The organism is Enterococcus sp. AZ071, assembly GCF_050499065.1.
Lineage (GTDB): Bacteria > Bacillota > Bacilli > Lactobacillales > Enterococcaceae > Enterococcus_A > Enterococcus_A ferrettii.
Genome location: NZ_JBIPAS010000001.1, coordinates 2907323 through 2922230 on the forward strand (window position 1 = coordinate 2907323; position 14908 = coordinate 2922230).

The window sequence follows — 14908 nt, forward strand, 5'->3', positions numbered from 1 at the left end:
GAAAGTGTCTTTTTTGTTTGTAAGGTCAAAATAGAGTAATTGCACTCAGTATTAGCGGACTGCAGCTTTGGGTTGTCCTTCATTACTTCCTTTTATTGTCGTAAAAAAAGCTACCATGTTTCCTCTATTAAAAAAGAGCGAACAGAATAAGTGTTTTTAAAACAAAGAGATAGAAACCTCCACTTTTTTCACAGTCGTCTGAAATTATCGACCATTATCAGTCGTCAATTGCCCCTATACTTAGATTATCAACAAAAGAGGGGGCATGTCTCATGAAGTGGTATCAAGTAAAAAGTACGGACATCATGAAACAGATAAATACAACGACAGCTGGATTATCTCCAGAGGAAAGAAGTCAGCGGCTGGAAGAACATGGCTATAACAAAATGCAGGAGCGTCAGCAGCTGAAGCCGTGGCAAAAGTTTTTGAAGCATTTTACAGATTTATTGATGCTGGTCTTGTTGGCAGCGGCAATATTGAAATTTGTGACTGGTGAGTATGTCGAAGGTGGAATTATTTTTCTAGTGGTTATCGTGAATGGCTTTGTCGGATACTGGCAGGAGCGTAAGGCGGAGGAATCGCTGGATGGCTTGAAGCAGATGATGGGCCAAGAAGCGGTGGTCCTGATTGATGGAACCAAACAGACGGTTGCAACTGAGGAGCTGGTTCAAGGAGATATTGTGGCATTGAAGGCTGGTGATGTGGTACCGGCGGATCTTCGCTTGATTGAAGTTCATGATTTGCTGATTGAAGAGTCGATCTTAACGGGTGAGTCAGAAGCGGCTGAGAAAAATACAGCTCTGCTGTCAGATGATGTGCCTGCTGGGGACCAGAAGAATATGGCTTTTTCAGGAACCATGGTTCAAACGGGTTCGGCTTTTGGGGTTGTGGTTGAGACGGGGGATGCGACGGAGATTGGGAAAATCAATCAGGCCTTGCAGTCCGTTCAGCAGCAAACGACACCGCTAGTGAAGAAGATCCATCAATTGAACCGGCAGATTTTTCGGGGCATTATTGTGCTGATTATCTTCCTGCTGTTTTTTACCACCTTCCGTTATGGGATGGAGTGGCAGTTGATGTTCTCGGCGATGATCGCATTGATTGTGGCAATGATTCCTGAGGGATTACCAGCCGTATTGACGATGATTTTGTCGATGGGTGTTAAGGAAATGTCTGAGGAAAACGCGATTATCAAGAGTATGCCATCCGTAGAAACACTGGGTTCTATGACGGTAATTTGTTCAGATAAAACTGGAACCCTGACTAAAAATGAAATGACTGTGGTAAATGTAGCCACTCATGAGCAGGCAAGAGTAGTGGAAATCATGAATAATTGCCAAGAACTAAAGCTGACGGATAATCAAACAGTTGCAGAATTAAAAGGAAATCCGACTGAGCTGGCTTTACTACATTACGTGGAAGACCAAGATCAGACAGAAGCATTGAAGACAGTTAAAAGTAAAATTCCTTTTAGTTCCAGCTATAAATACATGGCGACGCTTCATTCAGAAGGTGATCAGGCAGTGATGTTTGTCAAAGGAGCGCCGGAGGTTTTACTGGATAAGGCGAATTTAACGACAGAAGAAAGACAAAAATGGCAGAAGAAGGCTTCGCAATTTGCGCAACAAGGACAACGGGTTTTGGGCTTTGCTTTTAAACAGGTGTCAGAAAGACAGGAACTGACGCATGAAGCCTTGACGGACCTAAGCTTTGCCGGCTTAGCCGGAATCATTGATCCGCCAAAAGCTAGTGCAATTCAAGCAGTAAAAGAATGTCAAACCGCTGGTATTGCTGTGAAGATGATTACGGGAGATCACAAGGATACTGCTAAAGCCATTGGGAAAGAAATCGGATTGAAGCATACCGATACAGTTTTAGAGGGAATTGAAATCGATCTTTTGAGTGATAAGGAATTGGCAAAAAAGGTTCAAAAGGTGGATGTCTTCGCTCGAACAACACCAGAGCACAAGCTAAGAATTGTTAGTGCTCTGCAGGACAACGGTGAAGTTGTTGGAATGACTGGTGACGGTGTGAATGACGCGCCGGCGCTGAAGAAAGCCGATATTGGTATTGCGATGGGCATTAAAGGCAGCGAGGTCAGCAAGCAGGCGGCAGATATGGTCTTAGCGGATGATAATTTCCATACCATTGCTAAAGCCGTCAAGGAAGGCCGGAAGATTTTTGACAATCTGAAGAAAACGATTAATTTCTTTCTGCCGACAGCTTTAGCACAGGGATTGATAGTCATCTTTGCTCTATTGATGAACCGGCCTTTGCCATTAACTCCCATTCAAATTTTGTGGGTAAACATGGTCACAACTATTACGCTTTCCTATGCTCTAGGCTTCGAAAAGGCGGCCAAGGATAGTATGAACCAGCCGCCAAGGGATGCCAGTGAAGGAATCTTAACTGGTTACAGCTTGTTTAGAGTTATTTATGTTTCGCTGTTGATCATGCTGCCAGCTTACTTCTTGGCGATGCGATTTGAAGGGCAAGCATTACAGCAGACGATTCTCCTGCAAAATATTGTGTTGGCCCAAGCAGTTTACATGATTAATTGTCGGGAATTGACCAATCCTTCAATCAATAAAGGCTTGTTCCAGAATCGGCCATTGTTTATTTCATTGGGCATCTTAACAGTCCTGCAATCGGCCGTATTATTTCTGCCAATTATGCAGCAGTGGGTTGGAACGACTACTTTAAGCGGCACACAGCAGTTAATTATTTTTGCCAATGCAGCGCTGCTGTTCCTGATTGTTGAAGTGGAAAAAGGCCTGACTAAACGAATTATCCGCAGTCAGAGCCAAACCTCCAGTGATCTTAGCTGATTATAGATAGTGTTCTAAAGTGAGCTCGGTTAATTGCCGCAGCTCATTTTTTGTGGGAATCGTCGAGATATAAACAACGGGCACCGGCATAGCTTCCAAAGGAATATTGGAAACAATGATATCCTGCGGTTCGAAGGCAGTATTCTGCACCTGCAAGGCTTCAAGATTTTGCAAATGAACCCGGCGGCCCAACAGGTCAGTTAATTCCTGCTGGAGAAAAACCTTCCAGGCTGGTTCGCCTTGAAAAATAAAATAAACGGTCATAATTTGTGGCTGAAGGGCAAACAAGGCTTGCTGCTCCAGAAGCGAGATCAAGTTTAGTAAATAAACCGGATTATCCAACTGCAGGACGGGTTGAAGAATCGGCAAAAGCTCCTCGTCACTCCGGTAGCGATCATCGTCTTTTCGCTCTGTCAGCAGTTCCTGGTATTCCAATTGGAATTGTTCTGACAGCCAGGTGGATTCATTGTATTTTAACAAGAGCAGCAAAAGATTTTCCGCCAGCTGTGATTGCTGCAGGGAAATTCGAGTTTGGTTGGCAACCTGTTCCGTCAATTGATTAGCGACAGCAGCTAACGTCGGATAATGCTGGGCCAAGTCAATTGCTTCACCAAAGGAATTGTTGTAATTCCAGCTTTCCAGGAAACAGAAAAAGGCAAAAAAGCTTTCTTCTTCTTTTAAATAGACCCCTTCTTTTTGATACAACTCAGTCAGGGACATCTGATAAAGCTGATACAAAGGATCATTTTCATTGAAGGTAAAATCGTCCATTCGGCAATTAATTTTAATGCGAATGGTGTTAATAAAAAACCAGCAGGTGCCAAAAATTTGCTCGGTTTCTACCGCTAAGGGCGACTGCGTAAGCTGCTTCAAATAGTGCGAATAGTGTTCTTCGTGAATCGCATAGTCTTCAAAGAAATAGTTATTATGCGTAAAGGGCGTCAGCAGGCGATGGAAAAAGATGCGAATGGCACTTTCATTGCCTAGCAGCTGAGCAGTTTTAGCTGTTAGTTTGATTTGAATATGATAGGGCTTCAAATGCTGATTAATCTTTGCTGTATGCCGTTTTAAGGTTTCCAGTGAAAGACCATTTTCCTGCAGGAATCTGGCTGTAGCCAATTCTTTGGTGAAAAATAAGGACTTAATAAATTGAACACTGACCGATTGCGGGAGAAATAACGACCATAAATCATTGGCCAGCTGTTGTTGCTCATTAATCAGCTGAATACCTTGACTGCTAGAATCAATTTGCCAGCCAGGCGGCAGCTGGTCACGAATAAGCTGCAGATCGGAGAAAATTGTCCGTTGGGTTGTATGGATTTTCTGAGAAAGCTCCTTTGCCGTGATGTTTGGATGATTGAGGAGCTGCTCCAATAAGGAAACCTGTCGGTGGATATCTTTTTCAGTGATAATTTTTTTCAGTAATGAATACATGAAAACACATCCTTCTGATATAAGAATACGAATAAACCGGAGAAGGGTCAATTTTCAACAACATAGTTTAGTGCAATTTATGATAAGGCCAAAACAACCTAGCCATCTTCCAAGAGGGGGCTAGGTTGTTTTTTAAGTTACTGATTATTCTTTCTTCTATAAATAAACACACCTGCAAAAATCAAAATTACTAATCCTAACAAAGTAAGAACAATGGATTTATTCTCACCAGTTTTTGGGAGCAGTGTATTTGAATAAGTGGACAGTGTTTCTTTACCAGTAGGAGTGTGGGTAGTTTTGTCAGTGATTACTGGTTTTTGCTGCTTGGCATAGACGTAAGTGACTGTAATCGGCTTTTCAGTAAAGAAGCCGTCAGCATTTTCGGGAAGCTTGCTTTGGATTAGCTCGTAACCATCAATACTTTTTGCTTTAGTAGTATACTTTTCGCCTAGCGATCCACTTTGAGCTTCCTCTGGAATGAGTGGCGTACCTGTTTCATCGATATATTGAGCAATTACAGTCCCTTTTTTAGCTGGAACTGGATCATCTATTTTTTTGTAGACAAAGGTAACGGACTGTTCTTTATCCGAAAAGAATCCTTTGATATTTTGTGGCAGTTTTTTCTCATCTAATGAATAACCGGTAATGGCTAATTTGTACTTGTCCACAGAAGCATCATAGCTATCTCCGATAGAACCACTGATCGTTTGTGGATCGTGAATTTGTTTGCCTTTTGAATCGACGTAATGAACAGTGATATCTTTAGCTTTTGCTTGGTTTTTAGCGTAGACAAAGGTGACAGATTGCTCTTTATCAGAGAAAGTACCCTTGATATTTTGTGGTAGTTTTTTCTCATCCAGTGAATAACCGCTGATGGCTAATTTGTATTTCTCAGAAGAAGCATCATAGCTATTGCCGACAAAACCGCTGATTGTTTGTGGATCGTGAAGTTGCTTACCTTGTTGATCGACATAACGAACAGTGACATCTTTAGCCTTCACTTGATTTTTAGTGTAGACAAAGGTAACAGTCTGATCTTGGTCGGAAAGGACTCCGTTAATGTTCTCTGGCAGCTTAGTTTCATCCAATGCATACCCATCAATAGCTAATTTATATTCATCGCTGGAAGCATCGTAGCTGTCCCCGACAAAACCGCTGATTGTTTGTGGATCGTGAAGTTGCTTACCTTGTTGATCGACATAACGAACAGTGACATCTTTAGCCTTCACTTGGTTTTTAGCGTAGACAAAGGTAACAGTTTGATCTTGGTCGGAGAGGGCTCCGCTGATATTCTCTGGCAGCTTAGTCTCGTCCAGTGTGTACCCATCGATAGCTAATTTGTATACATCGCCGGAAGCATCGTAGCTGTCCCCAACGAAACCGCTGATTGTTTGCGGATCATGAATTTGATTCCCTTCCTGATCGACATAACGAATAGTGACATCCTTAGCTGCAGCCTTATTTTTTGTATAATTATAGGTAACAATTTGTCCGTTGGAAGTGAATGTTCCTAAGGCATTTGCAGGCAGCTTGCTCTCATCTAAAGAATACCTGTCAATCGTTAATTTGTATTCATCAGTTGAAGCATCGTAAGGATTTCCAACTAGGCCATAAACTTTTTTTTCGTCATGGATGGGTTGTTGATTTTCATCAAGATAACGTACAGTAACCGGACCTGCGGGTGCTTTTGTCTTTTTACTGCTAATCACAGCAGAGTCTTTAATATAAACACCATTATTAGGAATGCCGGGTTCGGTCACTCTGGTAAGACCGTACATACCGTCGCTAGGCCATGTGATTGGACCGCCAAGCACATAACCAGTCATATCGTAGGTAGATAGATCTGAATGAAGATAAGGAGTACCAGCGTTATACAAAGTATATTCGTGACCATTTAGGGTGGCAGTCCTTAGTACAGTTATTTGCGGTCTTTTAGTTAGATCTACGCTTCCAAATTGCAGGTAGTAAGAAACATTTGACTCGATAGTGATGTTTTCGTAAGTTTGTACTAACTCTGCGTTGGGACTATCAAATTTAGCTATCTGTGTAAAGCCGAGGTTGGAATAGGTTGTGTACACATGACCGATCAAAGAATTGTCGAGCATTATATCTTTACTCGTAGTATAGCTGAAGTCAGCCTCCATGGGGGTATAACCGGCTCCAGCAAAGGTAAAGGCAATCAGCGGATAGTCTTCTCCAGGTTGTGGATTGGTAATTGCTGTTTTCTTAGGATTATTCAAATAAGCAAATACCTGGACAGTATCAAACTCATATAGAGCTGTATGCCAGCCATTTCTGCGCTGGTTTGATCCAGTGGAAAGCTCAGTATCACCAATATAATAGTATTTCCATCCATCTGCATGTGCTGAGAGGGTGTTTATTAAGCTTAAAGCAAGTAGAAAAATCGTGATAATAAGGTATTTCCTCTTTATAAATATACACTTCATTTGTATCTTCTCCTTTTGAATAATCCAGACTACACAAACTACCAATAATTCAGTACCTGTTCTAGTGAAGTCAGTCCTATGGGGATAGTTTATTTTGGCTATTAAATAAAGCAAATAATTTTATGAGTATATTATGAGAATAGCCGGAGTTTATTTTAACAGCTTTTTTCCGTGAAGGCAACAGAAAATAATGTTGAAAATAACAAAGAAATAACAAAATGCGTTAAAAACAACTTTGGGTGTTTCCAAACGGAGAAGAAAATCTTTCGTGGGCCATACTCAAGAACGTTCATTTGAGTGAACAAATTTTTTTCAATAATGAAAAGCGCGTCTATTTATAAAAATGAATCGGATGGTTGTCATGATAGTCAGTAAGCCAAAGATCTGTTAAGTGTTCAAAAAGAAGGTTTAGCTAAAGTCACCTGCGTCTATAGCTAAACGATTCAATGTTATGTAAAATAAATAGAAGGGGAGGGGAATAAAATGAATAGGAAGAATAAAATATTTTTTACTTTATCTAAAATGTGTGAGACTGTGACCCTAACTGACATCGAACAGGGTTTTTCCGGCTATGAAACAACAGAGATTGCGGAACAAGCCTCGGTTGATCGGAGTAATACGAGTCGTGATTTGAATAGCTTAGTCAGTGAGAAAACGGTAATCAAAATCAAAGGACGACCCGTGCGCTATTTTACCGTGAAACAATTGCAAGCATTGTATGGAGAGGATCAAGTTATTGATCACCAGCTGAGCAGTTTAAATTTAACGGTCTCGACACAGACTGAATCAGAACTTGAAAAAAAATACATGACCTTTTCTCGGATGATTGGCAATGATCGCAGTCTCTCTTTACCGATAAAGCAAGCACAGGCTGGGATTATTTATCCGCCAAACGGGCTACATATTTTGTTGTCAGGACCTAGTGGATCGGGGAAATCCAGCTTTGCAGAGGCCACCTATACATACGCAGTTGAGCATAAAATGATTAACAGAAAGGCCTCATTTGTTACCTTCAACTGTGCTGAATATTCAGATAATCCTCAGCTGCTACTGGGTCAATTGTTTGGTTATGTCAAAGGAGCATATACTGGAGCACAGGAGGATAAAGCGGGAATTATCGATAAAGCAAGCGGCGGAGTTTTGTTTTTAGATGAGGTACATCGCTTACCGCCGCAGGGACAAGAAATTCTTTTCACGCTGCTGGATAAGGGTGTTTATAATCGGTTAGGCGATACCAGCCCTCCAATTAAGGCCGCAGTCAGGATTATTTGTGCAACGACTGAGGACACCGAGTCTACGCTGCTTCGAACATTTTTACGACGAATTCCCCTCTCGATCCATCTTCCTGCATTAAAGGAGCGGTCAATCAAAGAAAAGTTCCAATTAATCAAAGCGTTTTTTAATTCTGAATCGAAGGTTTTAGAAAAGGACATCTATGTAGCAAAGGATGTTATTCAAGGACTTTTATTATATGAAGCAAAGGGCAATGTTGGCCAGCTGAAGGCTGATATTCAGCTAATGTGTGCTCGTGCTTATCTAGACTATTCCATTCAAGACAGAAAACATTTGGAAGTAGAGTTTTCTGACATTCCCCAATATATTCAAGAAGGTACACTTGATCACAAGGATTATCGGGAGCCGCTGCATGCGATTTTTCGTGATCATTCCTCGGATTATTTTATTTTTTCAGGTAAAAATAGCAGGAATAAGCTTCAAGACTACTCTGTCAATCAGCATTTGTATCAACAGATGAAAAATCTATATCTGAAAAGTGAGGATAAGAAAAAGGATCGGCAGCGAACAATCGAAGAGATTACGTTGTTTATTGACGATTATGCGGAATTTTTAAATGAGAAATACCAGTTGAATGAAATCGATATTGGCAATGATGAATTATATAAATTGGTTAGTAAAAAAATTTATCACGCAGTATACCATGCCCTAAAAGCAGCAGAAAATCGGTTAGCCAAGGAATTTGATCGCAAAGTCTATGTCTCGCTAACACTGCACATTAGTTCATTGTTAGAGCGTGTGTCTAACGGTACCAGCTTGGACACGGCTCCTGCTGAATTGCGAGAAATTTTAAGTCAAGACCCTCAAATCTATGCAACTGCGACGATGGTCAAGGAAATGCTGGAGGAGTATTTGTCGGTCAAAATTCCCGAAGAGGAAATGATTTTTTTGACAGCTTTTCTAGCAAGTGATTATGAAGAAAAACGACTCAATGGAAAAGTCGCGATTTTGATTTTATGTCATGGGAATGGAACGGCCAAATACATGGCACAGACGGTTAATCAGCTGCTGAACATTGATTATGTTCATGGAATGGACATGGATCTAAACGAATCGGTTAAATCATTTTTTGAAAAGGTGGTTAGTAAAGCTAAGGAGATCAATGAAGGTAAGGGAATTTTGATTTTTGCGGACATGGGCTCCTTGCTGGCTTTTCCTAAGATGATTACCCGAGCGACCAGTATTCCGACAAAGTGTATTGAGATTTATGGCACACCGTTAATTTTAGAAGCAGCCAGAAAAAGTGCAGTTAATCCAGTAGATGTAGCAGCACTAAAAAATAGTGTTAGTCGCTTTCTTCCCTTCGTTGGCGAATCTGTTGGCAGCGAAACAGAAGAGGAGCTTTTCCATGAGAAAAGAACCAAAATTGTAACTACTTGTATCAGTGGAGTGGGCACCGCAAAGCGGATCTGCAAAATCATTGAAGACTATTTGTTGAAGAATAATTATCTGGGGATTCAAGTGATTTCTCACGATAATCGAATCAAGGCTGAGGAATATGAAACGGAATACTCAAGTGAAGTGCTGGCAGTAGTGGGGACGGTTGATTTGGCTTTACCAGCTGTACCGTATATTCCGGTAGATGAATTGATTATCGGCAATGGCTTCTCAAGGCTGGAAGCCATTGTAAATAAATCGCATGTTTCGGAACCCAAGAGAGAGCTTCCCAATTATATGGTTCGCGATTTCTTAACGGATTATCTGGATTTTTTAGACCCGCAAAAGGCCTATGATGTACTATGCAGTGTCTTTGAACTGCTGAAGGATCTCGTGCCGGCTGAGCTGGAAAGTCACAAAAAAATTAATTTCATTTTGCATACAAGCTGTATGATTGAACGGTTGATTTTGAATGAGCCCTTCTCCTTTGCTGAAGCAACGTCTTCAGAAGAATTAAGCTCAGAGCTGTTCCACCGAGTAAAGCAAGCATTGCAGCTGATTGAAGACGCTTTTCCGCTTCAGATTCCCGAAGCCGAGGTTCGTTTGATCATGGGAATTTTTGACACAGATTAACACAGAAAAAGAAGCGATATAACTAGTGTGTTTTAGAAAAGGCTTTTCCTAAAGGGGAAAAGCCTTTTCTTTTTTGGCACAGCGCTTGCTTATATAAAAGTAGAGAGAGGAAAGGAGCGAACGAGTTGAATAGTTGGATTTTCGTCGTCAGTCATGGACGGTTATGTGAAGCAATTGTAGAAAGTACAGAGATGATTTATGGAAAAATCGAAAAGATAAAAACGTTCCCTTTATTGAAGGAGGTGGCTCCGGAAGACTATCTGGATACAATTGAACAGCAATTAAAGGAGGTAGACGGGCCAGTCATTTTTTTAGCGGATTTGTATGGTGGGACACCTGCAAATGTTTCTAGTGTTTTAATCAAAAAGTATGGCTGTATAGGATTTACCGGTGCAAATATTCCATTGTTGATTACATTATTGGAGGCTCGAGGACAAGGAATGGAGGAAGCGGAGCTTTCGGCGATCTGTAAAACAAATTATGAACAAAATTTTTGTGTACTGCAGGAAAAGCTGTTGAGAAGGTAGGAAGCTGTTAAAAAGGGGGAAAGTTGAAATGGATATCAAGCTAATTAGAATGGATTACCGCTTAATACATGGACAAGTCGTTACTAAATGGGTAAAGCAAATGATGATTAATCGAATCATTATTGTAAATGACGAGCTGGCTAGCAATGATTTTTTAGCCGAGGTTTATGAAATGGCTGCACCAGCTGGCATCAAGGTCGATATTTATGGGGTAAACGAAATCTGTCAAAAACAAGCGGATGGGACACTGGGTGAGGGAAATGTATTGCTGCTGCTAAAGGATGTTGGGACAGCCTTGGAGTTAGCGAAGCTAGGATTTCCACTAAAAGAAATTCAAATTGGCGGATTAGGGGGCAAACGAGGAGGTACGACCATCTTACCAGGCATTTCCTTTAGCAAGGAGGATGTCGCTGTTTTAGAAGAATTAAAGAAAAGAGAGCTGGTTATCTATCTGAATGTCTTGCCTTCAGAGCCAACGATGTCGTTAGAAAAAGCCTTAGAAAAATTCTACAGTTAAACAGGAGGATGAGTGATGGATAAGATTATTTTCGTTGCCTTAGTTTGTGCAACTTTACAATTTTTAGCATTTTCAGAATTAGGCTACACCTTCTCAGAAATTATTACAACACCGATTCTTTCTGGAATTATTGTAGGTTTTATCATGGGAGATACCAGCAAAGGATTGCTGATTGGGGCGCAAATCCAGCTGATGTATATCGGTATGATTTATCCAGGGGGCATTGTACCTGCAGATGGCGGATTGGCGGCACTGATTGCGATCCCTATCGCGATTCAAAATGGACTAGAGCCTGGTGCTGCTGTGGCCATTGGTATTCCTTTTGGAGTTATCGGCGGTTTGTTGTATGAAGTGAAGAAAACCATCAATATTTTTGGTATTCACAAGCTGGATGACATGATTGAGAAAAATCCAGCACAAATGGTTCGAAAATATCAACTGATTTTCCCGGTAGCCGTCGCCTTTTTGCTCTCCTTCCCGATTGTGCTGCTGGCTGTAGCAACTGGACCAACGATCATTGGAAAAATTATTACAGCCATTCCAGAATGGGTTATGCATGGGATGGAAGTCGCTGGGGGGATTTTGCCGGCCTTAGGGTTTGCAATTGCTATTTCCGTTATTATGAAACGTAAATATATGCCATTATTTTTCATTGCTTTCTTTTTGGTACAGTACTTTGAACTGAATGCAATGGGTGCGTCTATCTTTGGTGCGTGTGTCGCAATTTTCATTTTCTTAAATACCAACAAAAACGAAACGGTGGCGAATGAATCTTAGGAGGACAACATGGATAAAAAAGAAATTAAACTGACTAAACAAGATTTGAATAAAAGCTTTTTCCGCTACTATACCTTTGCGGAGCTGGGCAGCAACTATGAACGTATGCAGGCAGTGCCTTTTGCTTCTAGTATCAGCTATTGCATTGAAAAATTATATCCGGAAAGAGATGAACAGGTGGAGGCAATCGAACGGCATCTGCAATTTTTCAATACAGAAGCGACGTTTGGCGGAATGATTTTAGGCGTAATTATCTCAATGGAGGAACAAAAGGCCAACGGTGTGACTATTCCTAGTGAAACCATTACCAGCTTGAAGACTGGTTTAATGGGACCGATTGCTGGAATTGGCGATACTCTGATTTGGGGTACGTTGAAAACGGTAGTTCTTTCAATGGCTTTAACCTTGGCGCTTCAAGGAAATGTGTTAAGTGGGGTAATTGTTTTCTTATTCCCAATTGCCGGCTACCTGATCTGTAACCGTCTATTCAGCTTAGGCTACAACTTGGGAACAAAATCAATTAATAAAGTGTTGAAGGATGGACTGATTAATCAACTGATTGATGCTTCTTCAGCTATGGGATTATTTATGATGGGTGCTTTGTCAGCAAGCTATATCACCTTTGAGATCATTACTGAAATCAAGGTGAAGAATACGGATCCGATTGTGATCCAAAACGTTTTAGATGAGATTGTTCCAGGCTTGCTGCCTTTACTGGCAATTTTTTCAGTATATTTCTATTTGAAGAAAAAAGACAATTACATTGCGATTGTGGTCGCAATTCTGATTTTTTCACTAATCGGATCCTATTTCAACATCTTATAAAAAGGGAGAGAAAGCGATGGAGGCTGTAACAATCAAGAAAGAAGCCGAGCAGGTTATTGATCAGGCGGAGGAAGAGCTGTTAGCGATTAGCCGTTACATTCACGAGAATCCTGAACTAGCTTTTACAGAATTCAAGGCACAAAAGGTATTAACGGATTTTTTGGCAAAGCATGGCTTTAGTAAGATCGAAAAAGGTGTTTCGGAGATGGAAACTTCCTTTGTTGCAGAGTGCTGTCCAACGGGTGTGAAGGATCCAGTCATTGCGATTTGTGGCGAATATGATGCATTGCCGATTGGACATGCCTGTGGGCACAACTTAATTGCGGTCTCCTCAATCGGCTCTGCACTAGCAGTAAAAGAAGTAATGGAAAAGCACGAGCTTGAAGGAACCCTGCGCTTGGTGGGCTGCCCAGCTGAAGAATCTGGTGGAGGAAAAATCATCCACATTGCCCATGGCGTGTTTGATGATGTCGCCATTGCCTTGTTAATGCATCCGACCTCTGGGGTTTCAAGAATTGCCGGTAAGTGTAAGTCTGAATTTGAATTGGACGTCACCTTCACAGGGAAAACAGCCCATGCGGAAGCTCATCCCGAGGACGGAATTAATGCACTAGATGCCATGACCCTATTTTTTAACGCGATTGGGTTAGTACGGCAGCAGCTGCCAAAAGAAATCGGAGTCAGCTACTTTCTGCAGGAGGGTGGAATCTCAGAATGCTTGATTCCTGAGCAAACAACTGCAAAATGTTTGATTACCAGCTTTGGTTCCTTGGCACTGACAAACGCTGTTGAAAAAATTAAGCGCTGTGCGGAGGGAGCGGCCATTGCTACTGGCTGCACCTGCAGCATTAATGAAATGCCCGGTTATTTAGGAAGAATAGACAATGACGTTCTCGAAAAAGTCGGCAAGCAAAATATGGCTCTGCTAGGTGAACCAGTGATGGCTGGAGCACCAGCTGATAATGGTGCCACAGACTTTGGCAATGTTCAGCGGATTGTTCCTGGATTGAATCCATATATTTCTTTATTAACCGAGGAAAAAATTTCCAACCATACGGAACAGTTCAAACAACTGGCTATCTCCAAACGCTCTGAATATGTGGGCATTTTTTCAAGCAAGCTGTTGGCTTATTGTGCCATTGACTGCCTGTTAGATTCGCAGCTGATTGAGGATGCTTGGGCGGAACTGAGAGAACGGCAGCAATCACCGGAATTCTAAAGTGAGACTGCTTTGCGAACACGTTCCAGCTTGATTCATCCTATTCAAAAAAAGAGTACACATCCGTTTAGGTATCTCCCGCTTTCTTGACAAAAATAAAATAACCTGTAGCATAACCTATGAAAGCGTGACCTGGGGATGGTGATGTGAGTTGCTTAGAATAAAAAAGATTTTTAACAACAATGTCGTGTTGGTAATTGATACCAAAGGGTTAGAACGTATTCTAATTGGACGAGGAATTGCTTTTCGGAAAAAGGTGGGTGAAACCGTCCAAAAGGAAAAGATTGAAAAGACCTTTGTGGTGGATTCTCCGAATGTGACGGATCGCTTTGTTCAGCTAATTGAAGAGGTTCCGGTGAACCGATTAGAGATGGTTACGGTGATTATCAAGAATGCTGAAGTTGAATTGAAGAAGAATTTCGACGGCAATACCTACATCGGTTTGGCGGATCACATTAATTATGCGGTTAATCGCTTCCGTAAGGGGGAGACCATTCGCAATGCACTGCTGCTGGAGATCAAGAAATTTTATCCGAAGGAGTACGCAGCGGGATTGCAGGCACTGGAAACCATTGCTTATTATGAAGGCATTGAGCTGAATGAAGACGAGGTTGGTTTTATTGCGCTGCACTTTATCAACGGTGGATTAGGGAATGATACGACTCAGACTTTATTGACGGCTGAGACGCTGCAAAAAATTGTTTTGATCGTGGAGGATTGCTTGGGCATTCAGCTGGATATGGATTCTTTGAATTATATTCGCTTTGTGACCCACTTGAAATTCTTCATCCAACGTGTCATAATAAATGAACCAAGACGAGAAGCGGTACCCGAGATGTTCGATCAGGTGGTACAGTTTTATCCGAAGGCTACAGAGAGCGTCGGGATTATTAAGAGCTATCTGCAGGACAAATTACATTGTCAGATTTACCCGGAGGAAGAAATGTATTTAATTCTACATGTCCAACGGCTAATTAAATAAACGGGATTGTAACTGATAAAGCAGGCAACACCCAAGCAAGAGATGTACA

The 14908-nt window shown here is 41.4% G+C and carries 10 protein-coding genes; 8 read left to right on the forward strand and 2 right to left on the reverse strand.

Going from position 1 to position 14908, the window contains the following annotated elements; genetic code table 11:
* Positions 1–272: 272 nt before the first annotated feature.
* On the forward strand, positions 273–2828 hold the full coding sequence (locus tag IGI49_RS14395; RefSeq protein WP_429962248.1) for an HAD-IC family P-type ATPase: 2556 nt from the start codon (positions 273–275) through the stop codon (positions 2826–2828).
* Here IGI49_RS14395 and IGI49_RS14400 read toward each other — a convergent pair whose 3' ends face one another.
* Together IGI49_RS14400 and IGI49_RS14405 are read right to left on the reverse strand one after the other, a co-directional pair.
* A complete protein-coding gene (locus IGI49_RS14400) occupies positions 2829–4262 on the reverse strand; it encodes a helix-turn-helix domain-containing protein (RefSeq protein ID WP_429962249.1) in 1434 nt (477 codons plus the stop codon).
* A gap of 137 nt (positions 4263–4399) precedes the next feature.
* Positions 4400–6709, reverse strand: a complete 2310-nt coding sequence (locus IGI49_RS14405; protein ID WP_429962250.1) for a MucBP domain-containing protein — start codon at positions 6707–6709, stop codon at positions 4400–4402.
* Between the two features lie 483 nt (positions 6710–7192).
* Between IGI49_RS14405 and IGI49_RS14410 the strand changes: the two genes are divergently transcribed.
* From IGI49_RS14410 to IGI49_RS14440, 7 genes are all read left to right on the forward strand, one after another.
* Entirely contained in the window at positions 7193–10012 is a 2820-nt protein-coding gene (locus tag IGI49_RS14410; RefSeq protein WP_429962251.1) for a sigma 54-interacting transcriptional regulator, read from the forward strand.
* Between the two features lie 125 nt (positions 10013–10137).
* On the forward strand, positions 10138–10539 hold the full coding sequence (locus tag IGI49_RS14415; protein WP_429962252.1) for a PTS sugar transporter subunit IIA: 402 nt from the start codon (positions 10138–10140) through the stop codon (positions 10537–10539).
* Positions 10540–10567: 28 nt separating this feature from the next.
* Positions 10568–11056 carry a PTS system mannose/fructose/N-acetylgalactosamine-transporter subunit IIB gene (locus IGI49_RS14420; protein WP_207703279.1) on the forward strand — a complete coding sequence of 163 codons (489 nt, stop codon included), beginning with the start codon at positions 10568–10570 and terminating at the stop codon, positions 11054–11056.
* Between the two features lie 15 nt (positions 11057–11071).
* Complete coding sequence (locus IGI49_RS14425) at positions 11072–11833, forward strand: PTS mannose/fructose/sorbose/N-acetylgalactosamine transporter subunit IIC (protein WP_207703278.1); 762 nt, start codon at positions 11072–11074, stop codon at positions 11831–11833.
* Between the two features lie 9 nt (positions 11834–11842).
* A complete protein-coding gene (locus IGI49_RS14430) occupies positions 11843–12658 on the forward strand; it encodes a PTS system mannose/fructose/sorbose family transporter subunit IID (RefSeq protein ID WP_207703277.1) in 816 nt (271 codons plus the stop codon).
* A 16-nt stretch (positions 12659–12674) separates the two neighbouring features.
* On the forward strand, positions 12675–13877 hold the full coding sequence (locus tag IGI49_RS14435) for a M20 family metallopeptidase (protein WP_429962253.1): 1203 nt from the start codon (positions 12675–12677) through the stop codon (positions 13875–13877).
* A gap of 151 nt (positions 13878–14028) precedes the next feature.
* Positions 14029–14859, forward strand: a complete 831-nt coding sequence (locus IGI49_RS14440; RefSeq protein ID WP_429962254.1) for a PRD domain-containing protein — start codon at positions 14029–14031, stop codon at positions 14857–14859.
* Positions 14860–14908: the final 49 nt, after the last annotated feature.

What these genes read in the sequence shown, in the direction of transcription:
- IGI49_RS14400 (WP_429962249.1), bottom strand. Translation starts at nt 4,262, where the DNA reads ATGTATTCATTACTGAAAAAAATTATCACTGAAAAAGATATCCACCGA.
- IGI49_RS14405 (WP_429962250.1), bottom strand. Translation starts at nt 6,709, where the DNA reads ATGAAGTGTATATTTATAAAGAGGAAATACCTTATTATCACGATTTTT.
- IGI49_RS14430 (WP_207703277.1), top strand. Translation starts at nt 11,843, where the DNA reads ATGGATAAAAAAGAAATTAAACTGACTAAACAAGATTTGAATAAAAGC.
- IGI49_RS14420 (WP_207703279.1), top strand. Translation starts at nt 10,568, where the DNA reads ATGGATATCAAGCTAATTAGAATGGATTACCGCTTAATACATGGACAA.
- IGI49_RS14410 (WP_429962251.1), top strand. Translation starts at nt 7,193, where the DNA reads ATGAATAGGAAGAATAAAATATTTTTTACTTTATCTAAAATGTGTGAG.
- IGI49_RS14425 (WP_207703278.1), top strand. Translation starts at nt 11,072, where the DNA reads ATGGATAAGATTATTTTCGTTGCCTTAGTTTGTGCAACTTTACAATTT.
- IGI49_RS14395 (WP_429962248.1), top strand. Translation starts at nt 273, where the DNA reads ATGAAGTGGTATCAAGTAAAAAGTACGGACATCATGAAACAGATAAAT.
- IGI49_RS14435 (WP_429962253.1), top strand. Translation starts at nt 12,675, where the DNA reads ATGGAGGCTGTAACAATCAAGAAAGAAGCCGAGCAGGTTATTGATCAG.